Below are 16,621 nucleotides of genomic sequence, written 5' to 3'. Positions count from 1 at the left end.
CCCCCCCCCCCCCCCCCCCCCCCCCCCCCCCCCCCCCCCCCCCCCCCCCCCCCCCCCCCCCCCCGCGCCGAGGACGCTGTCCGCATGGACATCACCACCGTCAACGACCGGCACCTCTACGAGGGGCGGGTGGTCCTGCGGGACGCCGAGGACCCGAGCCGTGTGGTCGACCTGCCCCCGCGGATCCTCCGGTTCGGCCCGCCGGGCTGGCTCACCGTCGTCGACCACCTGACCGAGGACGCCGACGTGGAGCTCTACCCGACCAGCCGCGTGCTCGCGGTGTCGGCGCTGCGGGAGGTCGGGGGAGGCGCGCTGCGGTCCAGCGCCACCCACTGAGGCGCGGTCAGCCGCCGGCCAGCAGCGCGCGCACCGCGTCGAGGGTGTCGGCCTCGGCCGGTGTCTTGTCCGGCCGGTAGCGCAGCACCCGGGCGAAGCGCAGCGCGACCCCGCCGGGGTAGCGGGGGCTGCGCTGTGCGCCGTCCAGGGCGATCTCCACGACCAGCTCCGGCCGCAGCAGCACGCCCCACTCCGGCCGCTCCCGGGCCAGCTCGGGAAAGGTCGCGGTCTGCCAGTCCAGCAGCTCGTCGGTCATGCCCTTGAAGGTCTTGCCGACCATCACCGGCTCCCCGCCGTCGGGGTCGCGGGCGCCCAGGTGGATGTTCGACAGCTTGCCCGCGCGGCGGCCGTACCCCCACTCCGCGCCGAGCACGACGAGGTCCAGGGTGTGCACCGGCTTCACCTTCTGCCAGGCCCGCCCGCGCCGACCCGCGGCGTAGGGCGCGTCCAGGGCCTTGACCACGACGCCCTCGTGTCCCGCGGCGAGGGCGCCGTCCAGCACCGCCGCGGCCCGGTCCGGGTCGGGGGAGCGGACGCCCGGCATGCGGAGTGGGGCGTGCTCGTCGGCGGCCAGCAACCCGGCCAGCGCGTCGAGGCGGACCGACAGCGGCTCGTCGAGCAGGTCGCGGCCGTCGAGGTGCAGCAGGTCGAAGAAGAACGGGCTCAGCAGCACGCCGGCATCGGAAGCGTCACTGCCGAAGCGGCTCATCGTCTCCTGGAAGGCCCGCGGCCGGCCGTCGTCGTCCAGGGCGAGGGTCTCGCCGTCGAGGACGGCGGTCGTGCACGGCAGCGCGCGGACCCGGTCGACCAGCTCCGGCACGCCGTCGGTCACCTCCCGCAGCGTGCGGGTCCAGACCCGGACGTCGTGGCCGTCCCGGTGCACCTGGATGCGGGCGCCGTCCAGCTTGAACTCCACGGTCACGTCGGCGCCGAGGTCCTCCAGGGCCGCGTCCAGCGAGGAACCCGGGCTGGCGAGCATGGGCCGCACCGGCCGGCCGACCCGCAGGGAGACGGCGTCGAGCGCGGCCGCGCCGCCGGTGAGGGCGGTGGCCGCGGTCTCCGGGAGGCTGCCCGACAGCATGAACGCCCGCCGGACCCCCGCCGCCGGGACGCCGGCCGCCGTGGCCACCGCGTCGAGGACGACGCCCTCCAGTGCGCCCTGGCGCAGCTCGCCGGTGAGCAGGCGGACGAGGAACCGCTGCTCGTCCGCGGTGGCCGCCCCCAGCAGGGCGCGCAGCAGCGTCTCCCGGCGGGCGGTGGAGCCGGCCCCGCCGGTCGCGGCGAGCTCCCCCAGCGCCGCGTCGACGGCGGTCACGGCGAGGGCCGGCGCCGCGGCGGGCTCCCCGGTCAGCGGGGCGAGCGTGCGCCAGCCGACGCCGAGGCGGCGCTGCAGCGGCTCACCGGCCAGCCATGCGGTGACCGCAGGCACCTCGTCGTCCGTGGCGCGGCGCAGCAGGTCGGCGATCGCCGTCGCCTTGGCCGTGCGGGAGCGGGTGGCCGCGACGGCGGTGGAGGCGGCGACGACGTCGGCGAGCAGCACGGGGGGATCGTGGCAGGGGGGGGGGGGGGGGGGGGGGGGGGGGGGGGGGGGGGGGGGGGGGGGGGGGGGGGGGGGGGGGCGGGCGGGGGGGGGGCGCGCCGCCCCCCGCCCCCCCCCCCCCCCGCCCCCCCCCCCCCCCCCCCCCCCCCCCCCCCCCCCCCCCCCCCCCCGGGGTACCGCGATCAGGTGAGGGCGCGGCGCAGGGCGTCGATGCGCGTGCCCCAGATGCGGCGGGACAGCGACGCGTCGGGCGCGAAGGTCTCCGCCGCGTGGTAGCTGCCCGGGTACACGTGCAGCTCGCACGGCACACCGGCCGCCATCAGGCGCTGGGCGAAGCCGATGTCCTCGTCGCGGAACAGGTCGACGGTGCCGACGTCGATGAAGGCCGGCGGCAGCCCCGAGACGTCCACGGCCCGGGCCGGCGCGGCGTACTCGTCGGCCGGCTTGCCGCCGAGGTACCAGGCCCAGGCCTCGACGTTGCCGGCGCGGTCCCAGATGCCGATGTCGGTGATCTCCTGGCTCGACGCCGTCTCGTTGCGGTCGTCGATCATCGGGTAGATCGGCATCATGAACCGGATGGCCGGGCCGCCGCGGTCGCGGGCCAGGAGCGCGGTGGCGATGGTCAGGCCACCGCCCGCGCTGGCCCCGTAGACGGCGATCCGGTCGGCGTCCACCCCGAGGTCGGCGGTGTTGGCCGCCATCCAGCGCAGCCCGGCGTAGCAGTCCTCGACCGGGGCGGGGTGGGGGTGCTCGGGGGCCAGGCGGTACTCCACCGAGACCACCACGGCGCCCAGCTGCTCGCACAGCATCGTGGCGGCGACGTCCTCCCCGGCCACGTCGCCGAGGATCATCCCGCCGCCGTGGATGTAGTAGACGCCCGGCAGCGTGCCGGTCGCGCCGGCCGGGCGGTAGATCCGCACGGAGATGTCCGGCTCGCCCTCCGGCCCGGGGACGGCGCGGTCCTCCTTCGTGACGTTCGGGTTCTCCGGGACGTCCATGGACGCGAGGATCTGCTGCACCGCCGCCCGCCGGGCCACGATGTCGGGGATCGAGTTGAAGCCCCCGGGCAGGGCCTCCAGCAGCCCGTCGAGCGGGACGCGGCACTCGGGGTCGATCAGCTCACGGCGGGACATGGGTCCTCCATCGGGTCGGGTGCGGGGCGGTGCGCGGGACCGGCGAGGGTGCGGCCGGGGGACGAGGGTGCAGCGGCGGGCGGGTGCGGCGCCCGGCTGGCACGATGACCGGGAGAGGGGGTCCGGTGACGTCGTCGTTCGAGGTCCCGCTCACGCGGCGGGAGGCGGTCCTCCGGCGGCTGCGGCAGGAGATCACCTCCGGGCAGCTGCCGACGGGCACCGTGCTCAAGGACGCCGAGCTCGCGGCGCGGCTGGGCGTGAGCATCACCCCGGTGCGCGAGGCCATCACCCAGCTGGCCGCCGAGGGCCTGGTCGACGTCGCGCCCAACCGCACCCGGAAGGTCGCCGGCCTCACCCAGAAGTCGGCGCTCGAGCTGGTCGACGTCATGGAGCTGCTGGCCTGCGCCGGGTTCGCCGGGGGCGTGGACAACCTGACCGAGGAGCACCTCGCCCGTCTGCGCACCCGCTACGCGGAGTACACCGCCGCGCTCGCCCGCGGCGACGTCACCACGGCCTCGGCGGCCGGGGCGGACTTCAGCACGATCGTGGTGATGGCCAACGGCAACCGGGAGCTCCAGTCGATGCTGGACCTGGTGGTGGTGCGGGTGCTGCGCATGCTGGCCATGGACTCCCACAGCGACTCCTGGCGGCCGTGGGTCGAGGGCTACGGCGCCGTGCTGGAGTTGCTCGAGCGGGGCGACCGCGCCGGGGCCGTGGCCCGCTACCGGCAGATCTACGTCGAGTTCCGCGCGGCGGTGGAGCGCTCCCTGTGGCCCGGGGACGGCGGAGGCACCTGACGGCGCCGGCGCCGGGGCGCGGCGCCGACCCGGGTCACGGACGTCGTCGTCCGTGACCCGGGCGCCGCGGCAGGTGGTGGTCACGCGTTCAGGAGGAAGCCCTCGTAGCCCTTGGCGGCGACCTCGTCGCACTTCTTCCGGTACTCGCCGACGCCGCCGGGCGTAGGGCATGAACGCCCGTGGCTTGCCGGGGACGTTCGCGCCCATGTACCAGGAGTTCGCCTTGGGGTAGAGCGTGTACGAGGCGATGAGGTTCACGTGGTCGACCCACGCGTCCTGGGCCTCCTGGCTGGCCTCGATCGTGCGCAGGCCCTGGTCGCGCAGGTGGGCGATGGCGTCGCACACCCAGTCCACGTGCTGCTCGATCGACACGATCATGTTCGACAGCACCGACGGGCTGCCCGGGCCGGTGATCATGAAGAGGTTCGGGAAGCCGGCCGAGCCGATGCCCAGGTAGGTCCGCGGCCCGGCGCTCCACGTCTCCTTGAGGGAGGCCCCGCCCCGGCCGCGGATGTCGACGTTGGTCAGCGAGCCGGTCATGGCGTCGAAGCCGGTGGCGTAGACGATGGCGTCGAAGACGTACTCGTCGGCCGCCGTCCGGATGCCCTTCTCGGTGATCTCCACCAGCGGCTCGCGCTGCAGGTTGACCAGGTGCACGTTCGGGCGGTTGTAGGTCTCGAAGTACTGCGTGTCCAGGCAGGGGCGCTTGGTGCCGATCGGGTACTCGGGGCACAGGTCCGCGGCGGTCTGGGGATCCTCGACGATCTGCTTGACCTTGCGGTGGACGAACTCCCGGGCGAGGTCGTTGGCCTCCTGGGAGAGCGTGAGGTCGGTGTAGGTGGTCAGCAGGTTGACCAGGCTGCCGCTCTCCCAGGCCTCCTCGAACCGTGCCTCGCGCTCCTCCGCGGACACCTCCAGCGCCGACTTCGTCGCCGGCGCGATCGGGACGCCGAACGCGGACTCCTTCTGCGCCTGCCGGTAGGACCGGTACTGCTCCTTCATCTCCGCGATCTCGTCGGGGCGCAGCTTCCGGTTGCGGGCGGGCAGCGAGTACGCGGGGGTGCGCTGGAAGACCGTCACGTCGGCGGCCTCGGCGGCGATGACGGGGATCGACTGCACGCCGGAGGACCCGGTGCCGATGACGCCGACGCGCAGGCCGGTGAAGTCCACGCCCTCGTGCGGCCAGTGCGCGGTGTGGTAGCTGGCGCCCTTGAACGTCTCGCGGCCCGGGATCTCCGGGTGCTTGGACGCCGACAGGCACCCGGTGGCCATGACCAGGTACGGGGCGGTCACCGCGTCCCCGTGCTCGGTGCGGACCTCCCAGGTGCCGGTCTCCTCGTCGAAGTGCGCGGCGGTCACCCGGGTGCGGAAGACGATGTCCCTGCGCAGGTCGAAGCGGTCGGCGACGTGCTGGGCGTACCGGAGGATCTCGGGCTGGGTCGGGTAGCGCTCCTGCCACTCGAAGTGCTGCTCCAGGTCCGGGTCGAAGGAGTAGGAGTACGCCAGGCTCTCGATGTCGACCCGCGCGCCCGGGTAGCGGTTCCAGTACCAGGTGCCGCCGACGTCGGTGCCGGCCTCGAACACCACCGCGGTCAGGCCCATGCCTCGGAGTCGGTGCAGCAGGTACATGCCGGAGAAGCCGGCGCCGACGATGACGGCGTCGACGGTGGCCGGTACGGACGGGGTCGCGGCCTGGGGGTCGGCTGCTGGTGCGGACACGGGTCCTCCTGGGCGGAGCCGGGATGGGGTGGGGAAGGCACGCCGGCCGGGACGGCCGTCGTGGAGTGGGGGAGCGGGCTCAGGCGGGCTGAGAGGCGGTGCGCGCGGCGATCGCGGCGGTGACGTGGTCGATGGCGGTCGCGGATCCGGGCAGCAGGCCGACCATCGTGAAGAAGCCGTGCATCTGGCCGTCGAAGCGGCGCAGGTCCACCGGCACGCCCGCCCAGGCGAGCCGGCGGGCGTAGGCCTCGCCCTCGTCCCGCAGGACGTCGTGCTCGGCGGTGATGACCACCGCCGGCGGCAGGCCGGAGAGGTCGGCGGCCCGCAGCGGTGCGGCGTCCGGCTGGAGGCGGGAGTCCGGGTCGGGCGCGTAGTGGTCCCAGAACCAGACCATGCTGTCGCGCGAGAGCATCAGCTGGTTGGCCGGGTCGGCGTAGGACTCGGTGTCCATGCCGGCGTCGGTGACGGGGTAGACCAGCACCTGCAGGTCGATGTCCGGCGCGCCGGCCGCCCGGGCGCGCTGGGCCAGGACGGCCGCGAGGTTGCCGCCGGCGCTGTCGCCGCAGACGACGAGGGGGCCGCTGCCGCCGAGCGACTCCCGCCGCTCGGCGATCCACCGCAGCGCCGTCCACGAGTCCTCGACCGCGGTCGGGTACCGGTGCTCGGGGGCCAGCCGGTAGTCGACGAGCACGGTGGCCATGCCGGTGCGGTCGGCCAGCACGCGGCCGAGGGTGTCGAACTCGGGCGCGGTGCCGATGACCCAGCCGCCGCCGTGGAGGTAGACCAGCACACCGCGCGGTGTCGGGGTGGGGGTGAGGACCCGGACGAGGATCTCGCCGCCGGCCACGGGGACGCGCTCGTCGCGGACCTCGTGCACCTCCGGCCCCGGCCCGTACAGCTCGCGCAGCGCGGCGGTCAGCCCGCGGGCCTCCTGAGGGGTCATCTCGTGCAGCGGCGGACCGCCACCGGCTGCCATCTGGGTCAGGAAGGCCGTCGTCGCCTCGTCCAGTGCCATGCGCGTTCCCTCGACGTCAGTGGGGCTCTGGCCATCGGGGTCCGCTCGTCACCCGATGGGATGTGATCGCCGCCACAAAATAGGATGCATCGTCGCCGAGGGTCAATGTGCCGCCGGCCCACAAAAGTCACGGTCCCGGTGGACACGACGACGGCGGCACGGATCCGCAGCGGCTCACCGCGCCGGCTCGGCGGGAATCGCCGGGACCCCCGTTGGCGGGCCGACGCGTCAGCGCGTGTGGTGCGCCGCCCGGTGCTCGGCGAGGGCGTCCAGGCCGAAGTCGCCCTCCGGGTCGCGCCACACCGAGTGCGCGTGGTTGGCGCCGTCCTGCGTGTCGTCCCACTCCACGAGCAGCCGCGGCCCCTGCAGGCGGAAGTAGTGCGGCCGGCCGGGTTCGGTGGAGCCGGCCCACGCGAAGTGGACGCCGTCGACGTCCACGGGTGGGGCGACGCCGTCGGGAACCCGTCCCAGGTGCGCCGCGAGCAGCGCCTCGAGCAGGGCCCGCTGGGTGCCGTCCAGCTCCCCGGCCGCGAGTCCGCGCGGCTCCCGCGTGAGGGCCAGCCGGCCGTCGTCCGGCCCGGGGTCCCCGTCGTCGCCGGGGAGCAGCCGCGGGCGGTTGCGGCTGACGATGTCCGACGGGGGGCGGTCGAGGAGCACCGCCCGGGCACGCAGGTCCGGCGCGAGCGACCGGACCAGCTCCCGCGCGAGGTCCTCCGTGCCGCCGAGCGCCCGCAGCGCGCCGCCCCCCAGCAGCGGGGCCGCGGCCGGATTGGCCCCGAGGAAGCACGGGGTCACCGCCCGCACCCGCCCGTCCACCACCAGGTTGTTCAGCGAGACGTGGTGCCCGCCGAGACGCCAGCCCCACGGGTCGGTGCCGCCGGGCTCGCCGAACACCCGCAGGTAGTACAGGCCGGGGTCGCGGTACCGCTCCCGGCCACCGCGTCGCGGGAAGCCCTCGGCGCGGTCGAGCACGTTCTCCAGGCCCAGGACGGCGCAGACGGTCACGTAGCCGGCCGTCGACAGGCCCGTGCTCACCAGCTCCATCGCGAGCGACTGCTGGAGGGGGCGCTGCGCACCCAGCGGCAGCCCGCCGTGGTCGGTGGGGACGTAGTGCCAGCGCACCCGCTCCCGTTCCGCCGACGGGCCGGCCACCGGCCCGGGGCGCCGGGCGAGGTCCCGCTGGCCGGGGTCGAGCGAGGCCAGCCACGCCGTCGCCGCGGCGGCCATCCGGCCGGCGACGACCGCGGGGGCGGGCCGTCCGTCGTCGAGGGGATCCATCAGCCGGTCCGTTCCGGCGGTGGGTGGGCCCGCCCACCCACCGCCGCGGACGTCAGGCGCCGCCGGCGTCCTGCTGGCCGATCCGCTCGTCGGCCATGTCGCCGACCTTGTCCGACTGGGCGTCGAACTTGCCGCCGGTCCTGTCGTCGGCGAACTGCTCGGCCTTGTCCAGCCCCTGGTCGCTGACCTTCTCGCCCTTCTCGCTGTCGAGGGCCTGCTTCGCCTTGTCGCCGAGTCCTCCGACGTCCATGTCGTGCTCCTCCCTGTGGGGTGTGGGCGCAGCGCCCCTACCCGGCCCGGGCCGCGCCGATGCCTCCCTCCGCGCCGTCCCGCAGGAGGGCCAGGAAGGCGTGGGCGCTCGGCGTCGAGGGCTCCGGGGCGCGGTGCACGAGGCCGATCGGGTGCCGGGCGGCGGCGTCGCCGACGGTCAGGACGGCGACGTCGGCGACCCCCTCGGCCGCCGAGGCGGGCACCAGGGCGGCGCCGAACCCGAGGCCGGCGAACCGGACGACGGCGTCGGAGCTGCCCAGCTCGAAGGCGATGGTCCGCTCGACCCCCGCCCGCTCGAACGCCGCGTCGACCTGCAGCCGCAGCCCCGACTCCGCGCGCATCTCCACGAACTGTCCTACCGCGGCGAGCGCGGCCGGCGAGGTGTGGCCGGCTGCGGCCAGGGCGTGGGTGCGGGGGACGACGGCCACGAGCGGCTCGTCGGCGAGCAGGTGGTGCACGACCCCCGGGGGCACCTGGTCGGCGGCCAGGCCGACGAACGCGAGGTCGAGGTCCCCGGTGCGGACCTGCTCGGCCATGTGCCGGCTGCCGGAGTCCTGCACGGCGATCTCCACGGCGGGGTGCCGCTGGTGGAAGGCGAGCAGGGCCTGCTCGAGCACCGGCACGCCGCGGCCGGCGGTGCCGACCATGCCCAGCCGCAGCCGCCCGGTGACCACCCCGGAGAACTCGTCGAGCACGGCCCGCGCCACCTCGGCGCCCCGGAGCAGGGCCCGGGCGTGGGGGAGGAGCAGCTCCCCGGCCGGGGCCAGCCGGACCGAGCGGCTGGTGCGGTGGAACAGCGTGACGCCGAGCTCCCGCTCGAGCCGCGCCACCTGCGCGCTCAGGGCGGACTGGACGACGTGGCAGCGCGCGGCGGCCCGGGTGAAGCTGCGCTCCTCGGCGACGGCCACCACGTACTCCAGCTGCCGCAGGTCCATGGCCGTCTCCGCTCGCCGGGGGCTCGTGGGGACAGTGTGCCGCCCGTCCGTCTGTCAGCAGGATTGTCGACAACCCTGCCGACAGGACGATAGGGTGTCGGGGAGCGCACGAGGGAGGTCGCCGTGGACGTCGGATCGCAGGGCCGCGAGGCTCCCGAGAACCGCCTGCGCGCGGCGATCACCCGCGGCGACATGCCCCCGGGGCACCGGCTGGTCGAGGCCGACCTCGCCGAGGCCTTCGGCGTGAGCCGCAACGCCGTCCGCCTGGCGCTCGACGTGCTGATCGCCGAGGGGCTGGTCGAGCGCATCCCGAACCGCGGCGCCCGGGTGCGCACCGTCTCCGTCGCCGAGGCCGTCGAGATCACCGAGTGCCGCCTGGTCCTCGAGGGCCTGCTGGCCGCCAAGGCCGCCGAACGGGTCACCGCGGCCGACGCCGAGCGGCTGCGCGGCCAGTGCGACCGCATGCAGCGGGCCGTGGCCGACGGCGACCTGCTCGAGTACTCCGCGCTCGTCGCCGAGCTGCACTCGGTCATCCGCGCCACCGCGCGGCAGGCCACCGCCGGCCGGATGATCGAGCGGTTGCAGGCCCAGATCGTGCGCCACCAGTTCCAGCTGTCCCTGCGGCCCGGCCGCGCGCAGCAGTCCCTCACCGAGCTGCGGCGGGTCGTCGAGGCCATCGTGGCCCGCGATCCCCGGGCGGCCGAGGCGGCGGCGCGCAGCCACTTCGAGAGCGTCGTCGCCGCCCTCGCCCGACCCACCGCCGACTGACCCACCACCTCCGAGGAGATGCCCGTGTCCCAGAACCCCGCAGCGCACGCCGTTCGCCAGGCGGTGGCGGCATGAGGACCGTCGTCGTCACCGACCCGCCCCGCGCCGACGTCGGCGAGGCCGAGACCCTCGGCACCCGCGGCGTGGCCACCGTGCACGAGGCGCTGGGCCGGGTCGGCTACCTCGGCCCGGAGTACCGGCCCGCGTGGCCGGGCGCACGGATGGGCGGCACCGCCGTCACCGCCGTGTGCTGGCCCGGGGACAACCTGATGATCCACGTCGCGGTCGAGCAGTGCCGGCCCGGCGACGTGCTGGTGGTCGCCACCAACTCGCCGTCCACCGACGGGCTGTTCGGGGAGCTGTTCGCCACGTCGCTGGCCCAGCGGGGCGTCCGGGGCGTGGTCCTGGCCAGCGGCGTCCGCGACGTCGCCGAGCTGCGCGAGATGGGCTTCCCGGCGTGGTCCCGGGCGGTGAGCGCGCAGGGGTCGGTCAAGGCGACCGCCGGTGCCGTCAACGTGCCCGTCGTCCTGGGCGGGCAGACGATCCACCCCGGTGACGTCGTCCTCGGCGACGACGACGGCGTGATGGTGGTGCCCCGGGCCGACGTCGGCCGGGCGCTGACCGCCTCGCAGGCCCGGCTGGACAAGGAGGCCGCCACCCGCGCCGCCTTCCAGCAGGGCGAGCTGGGACTCGACCGGTACGGCCTGCGCGAGCGGCTGCCCGAGTTCGGCATCGAGTACGTCACCTACGAGGAGTACGCGAAGGGCGCCGGCGGTGAGTGACACCCCCGGCTACGACGTCACCGGCGTCCGCTGCACGCTGCTGCGCGGCGGCACGTCCCGCGGCCTGTACCTCGAGGCCGGCGACCTGCCCGCCGACCCCGCGGCCCGCGACGACCTGCTGCTGCGGCTCATGGGCACCCCCGACCCGCGGCAGATCGACGGTCTGGGCGGCGCGACCTCGCTGACCAGCAAGGTCGCCGTCGTCGGCCCGTCGGCCCACCCGGATGCCGACGTCGACTACCTGTTCCTGCAGCTCGGCGTGGACGAGGCCACCGTCGGCGACCAGCAGAACTGCGGCAACATCCTGGCCGGCGTCGGGCCGTTCGCGGTGGAGCGCGGCCTGGTGCCCGCCGGCGCCGAGGAGACCACCGTCCGCATCCGGATGGTCAACTCAGACAGCATCGCCGTCGCCACGTTCCCGACGCCGGGCGGCCGGGTCGAGTACCGCGGCGACGTGGCCATCGCCGGCGTGCCCGGCACGGCCGCTCCCGTGCTGCTCGCCTTCAGCGACACCGAGGGCTCGGCGACCGGCAGCCTGCTGCCCACCGGCCACCTGCGGGACACGATCGACGGCGTCGAGGTCACCTGCGTCGACAACGGCATGCCGGTGGTCGTCGCGACGGCCGGGTCCCTCGGGCTCACCGGGTACGAGCCGCACGAGCAGCTGGCCGCCGACGCGGCGCTGCTCGAGCGGGTCGACGCCCTGCGCACCAAGGCCGGCCAGCTCATGGGCCTCGGGGACGTCACCCGCTCGTCGGTGCCCAAGACCGTGCTGCTCGCGCCCGCCCGGGACGGCGGGCAGGTGAGCACCCGGTCGTTCATCCCGGTGCAGCCGCACACCTCGATCGGCGTCCTCGCCGCGGTGAGCGTGGTGACCGGGATGCTGCTGCCCGGCGCCGTGGGGCACGAGCTCACGGCGGCCTGGCCCGAGGGCCGGTCGCAGGTCGACGTCGAGCACCCCACCGGCCACCTGCTGGTGGACGTCGTCGTCGACGCCTCGGCCACCCCGCCCCGGGTGCTGCGCTCGGGCGTGGTGCGGACCGCCCGCAAGCTGTTCGACGGGACGGCGTTCCCGCGGGCCGCGGAGGGCGCCGCGTGACCGCCCGCATCGCCCTGCTCGGGCTCGGTGAGGCCGGGTCGGAGATCGGCCGCGACCTGGTCGCGGCCGGCGCCGACGTCCGCGGGTACGACCCCAAGCGCATCGTGGTCGAGGGTGTGCAGCCCCGCGGCAGCGAGGCCGAGGCGGTCGCCGACGCCGACCTGGTGCTCAGCGCCAACAGCTCGCACGACGCGGTGACCGCGCTCGTCAACGCGCTGCCGGCGCTGCGTCCCGGCACCGTGTGGGCCGACCTGAACACCGCCTCGCCCGGGGTGAAGGCCGCCCTGGTCGAGCAGCTGGCCGGCCGGGAGGTGCCGGTCGTCGACGTGGCGCTGATGTCGCCGGTGCCCGGCAAGGGGCTGCGCACCCCGATGCTGGTCTCGGGTGAGGGTGCGGCCCGCTACGCCGAGGTCCTCGCCTGCTTCGGCGTCGAGGTCACGATCCAGCCCGGCCCCGCGGGGGAGGCGATCTCCCGCAAGCTGCTGCGCAGCGTCTTCTACAAGGGGCTGGCCGCCGCGGTGGTCGAGGCGCTGGCGGCCGCCGAGGCCGCCGGCTGCGCCGACTGGCTGCGGGACGACATCAGCGCCGAGCTGACCGGCTTCGACGAGCGGACCATCGACCGGCTGGTCGACGGAACCCACCGGCACGCGCGGCGCCGCGCCGACGAGATGACCGCCGCCGCCGACCAGCTCACCGAGCTCGGCGTGCCCCCGCGGATCGCCGCCGCGGCCCGCGACCTGCTCGTCGAGCTGCGGGACCGCCAGGACAGCTGACCGGCGCGGCCGCCGGACACCGGACCACCACGCGAGGAGACACTGCATGATCATCGACTGCCACGGCCACTACACGACCGCACCGGAGCCGCACACCGCCTGGCGCGAGCAGCAGCGGGCGGCGTTCGACGCCGGCCAGGAGCCCCCGGCCTACCCGGACGTCCCCGACGACCTGATCCGCGAGACCATCGAGGGCAGCCAGCTGCGGCTGATGACCGAGCGCGGCATCGACCTGACCGTCTTCTCCCCGCGCGCCTCGGCGATGGGCCACCACGTCGGCGACGAGGCCGTGAGCACCCGCTGGACGCAGGTCAACAACGACCTCATCGCCCGGGTCGTGGAGCTGTACCCGGACTCCTTCATCGGGGTCTGCCAGCTGCCCCAGTCGCCCGGCGTGCCGATCGAGCGGTCGGTGGCCGAACTGCGCCGCTGCGTCGAGGAGCTCGGCTTCGTCGGCTGCAACCTCAACCCCGACCCCAGCGGCGGGAACTGGACGTCGGCGCCGCTGACCGACCGCAGCTGGTACCCGTTCTACGAGGCGATGGTCGAGCTGGACGTGCCGGCGATGGTGCACGTCTCGGCGGTGACCAACGAGAACTTCCACGCGACCGGGTCGCACTACCTCAACGCGGACACCACGGCGTTCATGCAGTTCGTCCAGGCCGACCTGTTCACCGACTTCCCGGGCCTGCGGTTCGTCATCCCGCACGGCGGTGGCGCGGTGCCCTACCACTGGGGCCGTTTCCGCGGGCTGGCCGACATGCTGAAGCGGCCGGCGGTCGAGGAGGCGGTGATGGGGAACGTCTTCTTCGACACCTGCGTGTACCACCAGCCGGGCATCGACCTGCTGTTCGACGTGATCGACATCGACAACATCCTGTTCGGCTCCGAGATGGTCGGCGCCGTCCGCGGGATCGACCCGCGCACCGGTCGGTACTTCGACGACACCCGCCGGTACGTCGAGGCGCTGGACCTGACGCCGGAGGACCGCACGAAGGTCTTCGAGGGCAACGTCCGGCGGGTCTACCCGCGGCTCGACGCCGCCCTGGAGGCCCGCGGCCGCTGAGCGACCGTCCGCGCGACCCGGGCCGGGGTGACCACCGCGGTCACCCCGGCCCGGTCGTCCGGACCCCCGCCGTCCATCGCGACCGGCGATCGCTGGGGCCACATCACGGTGTTGGACTGATCGCCGGCCCTCTCCGAGACTCGGTGTGCGGCGCAGCCACCGGACCCGTGCCGGCCGGCCCCCGTCGCTCCCCGGACCGTCGACTGGAGACGTCATGCCCCCGCTGCACGAGATCGCCCACCTCGCCCACGTCGAGCTCAGGACCCCGGTGCTCGAGCAGAGCGTCGAGTTCTTCACCGACTACCTGGGGCTGACCCGGACCGGCGAGGACGGGGGCTCGGTGTTCCTCCGCGCCTGGGACGACTACGAGACGACCACCATCAAGCTCACCGCGCACCGGGACGCCGGCGTGGGCCGGACCAACCTGCGCGCGGCCGGCCCCGAGGCCCTGCAGCGGCGGGTGGCGGAGATCGAGGCCACCGGCCGGGGGATCGGCTGGCAGGACGGCGACCCCGGCTACGGGCCGACCTACGTGTTCACCGACCCCGACGGCCACGAGCTCGGCCTGTACTACGAGACCGAGTGGTACCGGGCGCCGGACGAGCTCAAGCCGGCGCTGAAGAACCAGGCCCAGGCCCTCCCGTCGCACGGGGTGGCGGTCCGGCGCCTGGACCACATCAACTACCTGGGCGTCGAGCCGGTGGTCAACCGGGACTTCCTCCGCGACACGCTGGGCGCGCTGGTCACCGAGCAGATCGTGCTGGACGACGGCACGGTCGCCGGCAGCTGGACCACCTTCACCAACAAGACCTACGACGCGGTCTACACCCGGGACTGGACGCAGACCCCCGGCCGGCTGCACCACGTCGCCTTCGCCGTCGACACCCGCGACGGCATCCTGCGCGCCGCCGACCTCGCCCTGGAGCAGGGCGTGCACATCGAGACCGGCCCGCACAAGCACGCCATCCAGCAGACGTTCTTCCTCTACGTCTGGGAGCCCGGCGGCAACCGGATCGAGCTGTGCAACGCCGGCGCCCGGGTGATGCTCGCCCCCGACTGGCAGCCGGTCGACTGGACCGAGGCCGAGCGGGCCAAGGGCCAGGCCTGGGGTCTCAAGACCATCGACACCTTCCACACCCACGGCACCCCGGTGGTCCCGCCGGCGGAGCCGGCCGGCGCCTGACCCACCCCGCGGACGGCGACGCCCCGCCAGGAGACCTGGCGGGGCGTCGCTGCGTTCTCAGAGGGTGCGCTCAGTCCTCCGCGTCGAGGGCGGCCGCGACGCGGCGGTGGGCCTCCCAGATCTCCTCCGGCAGCCCCGGGAACGCCGACAGGTGCTCCTCGCGGTGCGCCATCTCCTGCCGCCACCGGGCGGTGTCGATGGTGAGGATCGTGTCGAGGTCGGCCGGGGTGATGTCGACGCCCTCGAGCTCCAGCTCCTCCTTCGTCGGCACGATCCCGACCGGCGTCTGCGTGCCGGTGACCTCACCGTCGCGCAGCCGCATGAGCCACAGCAGCGGGCGCAGGTTGTCCCGGTAGCCCGGCCACAGGAACCGGCCGTCCTCGCCCCGCTGGAACCAGTTCACGTGGGCGAAGATCGGCTGGTCGGTGGCGGCGCCGATGACCTTCAGCCAGTGCGCGGCGTAGGGGCCCTCGGGGTAGGACATGAACGGGCGCATCGACATCGGGTCGTAGCGCAGGACGCCCTCGGTGCCCTCGGCGGCGAAGGTGGCCTCCGCGCCGAGGGTCAGGCCGTCGTAGACGCCCTCGGCGAGGTCGGTGATCGCGCGGATCAGCGGCTCCCGGTCGCGGGTGCGGCCGCCGAAGATGATGCCGTCGATCGGCACGCCCTTGGGGTTCTCGAAGTCCTCCGCCACGTTCGGCACGTTGGCGAGGGTCGTGGTGAACCGGCTGTTCGGGTGCGCCCAGGGGGCGTCCTTGGCGTCCGCCGGCCGCTCCGAGACCAGCTGGCCGGCCCAGTCCCGCCAGCCGGTCGGGTCCGCCGGCGGCTGGGGGGTCTTGCCCTCCCACCACACCTCGCCGGTGGACTCGTTGTAGGCGACGTTGGTGAAGATCGTCCCGGTGCCCTCGGCGATCGAGTCGACGGCGGTGGGGTTGGTCTTCTCGTTGGTGTCCTTGGCGACGCCGAAGACGCCGAACTCGGGGTTGATGCCGTAGACGCGGCCGTCCTCGGGGTCCACGCGCAGCCAGGCGATGTCGTCGCCGTAGAACGACACGTGGTAGCGGTCGCCCAGGGCGTCGGGCGCCAGCATCATCGCCAGGTTGGTCTTGCCCGAGGCGCTCGGGAAGCCGCCGCAGATGTGGTACGTGCGGCCGGTCTGCTTGTCGGTGATGCCCAGCAGCATGAACTGCTCGGCGAGGAACTCACCCGAGGCCCAGCCGTCGTAGGCCGCCTGCCGCAGGCCGTGCGCGATCTTGCCGAGCAGCGCGTTGCCGCCGTAGGAGGACCCGTAGTGCAGGATCGTCCGCTCGTCGGCGACGGTGACGAAGTACCGCTGGTCGTCCTCGGTGCCGTGGCCCAGGTTCTCCAGGTCGCCGGTGACGTGCACCGCGCGCACGAAGCTGTCCTGGTCGGCGAGGTCGTTGACGTGGTCGACCCCGACGCGCGCCATGCGGATCATGTGCAGCACGACCGTGCGGGTGTCGGTCAGCTCGACCCCGGCGGCGTAGGGCTCCAGCGGCGAGCCGGGCGGCGCCATCAGGTAGGGGACGACGTACATGGTCTTGCCCGCCGACGCCCCCCGCATCCGCTCCTCGAGCAGCGGCCGCATCTCCGAGGCCGGGCGCCAGTTGTTGTAGACGCCGGCGTCGGCCGGGTCGTTGGTGGCGACGACGGTGCGCTCCTCGGAGCGGGCGGTGTCCTTCGGGTGGCTGCGCGAGTAGTAGCGACCCTCGCCCGCGGGGAGCAGCTCCCCGGCGTCCAGCGACTCCTGGATGAGTCGGGCGTCGTCGGAGGCGTTCACCACCTCGATCCGCTCGGCGCCGGTCAGCTCCGCGTACCGGTGCACGAACTCGCGCACGCGGGCGTTCTTCAGTCCTGCCTCGTCCAGCACGGCATCAATGGCGGCCACGACCCACCTTCTCCCTCA

15 protein-coding genes and 1 pseudogene are annotated in these 16,621 nt (G+C 74.7%); 8 read left to right on the top strand and 8 right to left on the bottom strand.

Annotated features, from left to right (window positions below; all coding sequences use genetic code 11):
- Positions 1 to 84 precede the first annotated feature (84 nt).
- A complete protein-coding gene (locus ACI784_RS12320) occupies positions 85 to 336 on the top strand; it encodes a hypothetical protein (protein WP_456925925.1) in 252 nt (83 codons plus the stop codon).
- A 7-nt stretch (positions 337 to 343) separates the two neighbouring features.
- Here ACI784_RS12320 and ACI784_RS12315 read toward each other — a convergent pair whose 3' ends face one another.
- On the bottom strand, positions 344 to 1,876 hold the full coding sequence (locus ACI784_RS12315; RefSeq protein WP_457013673.1) for an ATP-dependent DNA ligase: 1,533 nt from the start codon (positions 1,874 to 1,876) through the stop codon (positions 344 to 346).
- 182 nt (positions 1,877 to 2,058) lie between these two features.
- Positions 2,059 to 3,009, bottom strand: coding sequence for an alpha/beta hydrolase (locus tag ACI784_RS12310; RefSeq protein ID WP_457013672.1), 951 nt, complete (start codon positions 3,007 to 3,009; stop codon positions 2,059 to 2,061).
- 104 nt (positions 3,010 to 3,113) lie between these two features.
- Here ACI784_RS12310 and ACI784_RS12305 point away from each other — a divergent pair, with 104 nt between their 5' ends.
- Positions 3,114 to 3,806 (top strand): GntR family transcriptional regulator, encoded by a 693-nt coding sequence (locus ACI784_RS12305; protein WP_457013702.1) that lies wholly within the window; start codon positions 3,114 to 3,116, stop codon positions 3,804 to 3,806.
- Positions 3,807 to 4,799: 993 nt separating this feature from the next.
- On the opposite strand, the pseudogene ACI784_RS12300 reads toward ACI784_RS12305, so the two are convergent.
- From ACI784_RS12300 to ACI784_RS12280, 5 genes and pseudogenes are all read right to left on the bottom strand, one after another.
- Positions 4,800 to 5,525, bottom strand: a pseudogene (locus ACI784_RS12300) (flavin-containing monooxygenase); the annotation flags it as partial.
- A 79-nt stretch (positions 5,526 to 5,604) separates the two neighbouring features.
- Positions 5,605 to 6,540: an alpha/beta hydrolase gene (locus ACI784_RS12295; RefSeq protein WP_457013671.1), complete on the bottom strand. Its 936-nt coding sequence runs from the start codon at positions 6,538 to 6,540 to the stop codon at positions 5,605 to 5,607.
- Between the two features lie 228 nt (positions 6,541 to 6,768).
- Positions 6,769 to 7,818: a DUF3500 domain-containing protein gene (locus ACI784_RS12290; RefSeq protein WP_456925905.1), complete on the bottom strand. Its 1,050-nt coding sequence runs from the start codon at positions 7,816 to 7,818 to the stop codon at positions 6,769 to 6,771.
- 52 nt (positions 7,819 to 7,870) lie between these two features.
- Positions 7,871 to 8,068, bottom strand: a complete 198-nt coding sequence (locus tag ACI784_RS12285) for an antitoxin (protein WP_456924553.1) — start codon at positions 8,066 to 8,068, stop codon at positions 7,871 to 7,873.
- Between the two features lie 37 nt (positions 8,069 to 8,105).
- Positions 8,106 to 9,023: a LysR family transcriptional regulator gene (locus ACI784_RS12280; protein WP_457013670.1), complete on the bottom strand. Its 918-nt coding sequence runs from the start codon at positions 9,021 to 9,023 to the stop codon at positions 8,106 to 8,108.
- A 123-nt stretch (positions 9,024 to 9,146) separates the two neighbouring features.
- Between ACI784_RS12280 and ACI784_RS12275 the strand changes: the two genes are divergently transcribed.
- The 6 genes from ACI784_RS12275 (at position 9,147) to ACI784_RS12250 (ending at position 14,694) form a co-directional block, all read left to right on the top strand.
- The gene (locus ACI784_RS12275) at positions 9,147 to 9,791 is read left to right on the top strand and encodes a GntR family transcriptional regulator (protein WP_456924551.1); all 645 of its coding nucleotides are present in this window, start codon (positions 9,147 to 9,149) and stop codon (positions 9,789 to 9,791) included.
- Positions 9,792 to 9,862: 71 nt separating this feature from the next.
- Positions 9,863 to 10,573 (top strand): 4-carboxy-4-hydroxy-2-oxoadipate aldolase/oxaloacetate decarboxylase, encoded by a 711-nt coding sequence (locus ACI784_RS12270; RefSeq protein ID WP_457013669.1) that lies wholly within the window; start codon positions 9,863 to 9,865, stop codon positions 10,571 to 10,573.
- On the top strand, positions 10,566 to 11,672 hold the full coding sequence (locus tag ACI784_RS12265; protein WP_457013668.1) for a 4-oxalomesaconate tautomerase: 1,107 nt from the start codon (positions 10,566 to 10,568) through the stop codon (positions 11,670 to 11,672). Before ACI784_RS12270 ends, ACI784_RS12265 begins: the two co-directional genes overlap by 8 nt.
- Positions 11,669 to 12,445 carry a DUF1932 domain-containing protein gene (locus tag ACI784_RS12260; protein ID WP_457013667.1) on the top strand — a complete coding sequence of 259 codons (777 nt, stop codon included), beginning with the start codon at positions 11,669 to 11,671 and terminating at the stop codon, positions 12,443 to 12,445. Before ACI784_RS12265 ends, ACI784_RS12260 begins: the two co-directional genes overlap by 4 nt.
- 46 nt (positions 12,446 to 12,491) lie before the next feature.
- A complete protein-coding gene (locus tag ACI784_RS12255; protein WP_457013666.1) occupies positions 12,492 to 13,511 on the top strand; it encodes an amidohydrolase family protein in 1,020 nt (339 codons plus the stop codon).
- 214 nt (positions 13,512 to 13,725) lie between these two features.
- Positions 13,726 to 14,694 carry a VOC family protein gene (locus tag ACI784_RS12250; protein ID WP_457013665.1) on the top strand — a complete coding sequence of 323 codons (969 nt, stop codon included), beginning with the start codon at positions 13,726 to 13,728 and terminating at the stop codon, positions 14,692 to 14,694.
- Positions 14,695 to 14,764: 70 nt separating this feature from the next.
- On the opposite strand, the gene ACI784_RS12245 is transcribed toward ACI784_RS12250, so the two are convergent.
- Positions 14,765 to 16,603, bottom strand: coding sequence for a phosphoenolpyruvate carboxykinase (GTP) (locus ACI784_RS12245; protein WP_456924544.1), 1,839 nt, complete (start codon positions 16,601 to 16,603; stop codon positions 14,765 to 14,767).
- Between the last annotated feature and the right edge of the window lie 18 nt (positions 16,604 to 16,621).

The sequence above is a fragment of the Geodermatophilus sp. SYSU D01186 genome (assembly GCF_054050215.1).
The sequence above is the reverse complement of the archived record's forward strand: the minus strand, read 5'-3'. Positions and strand labels throughout refer to the sequence as shown.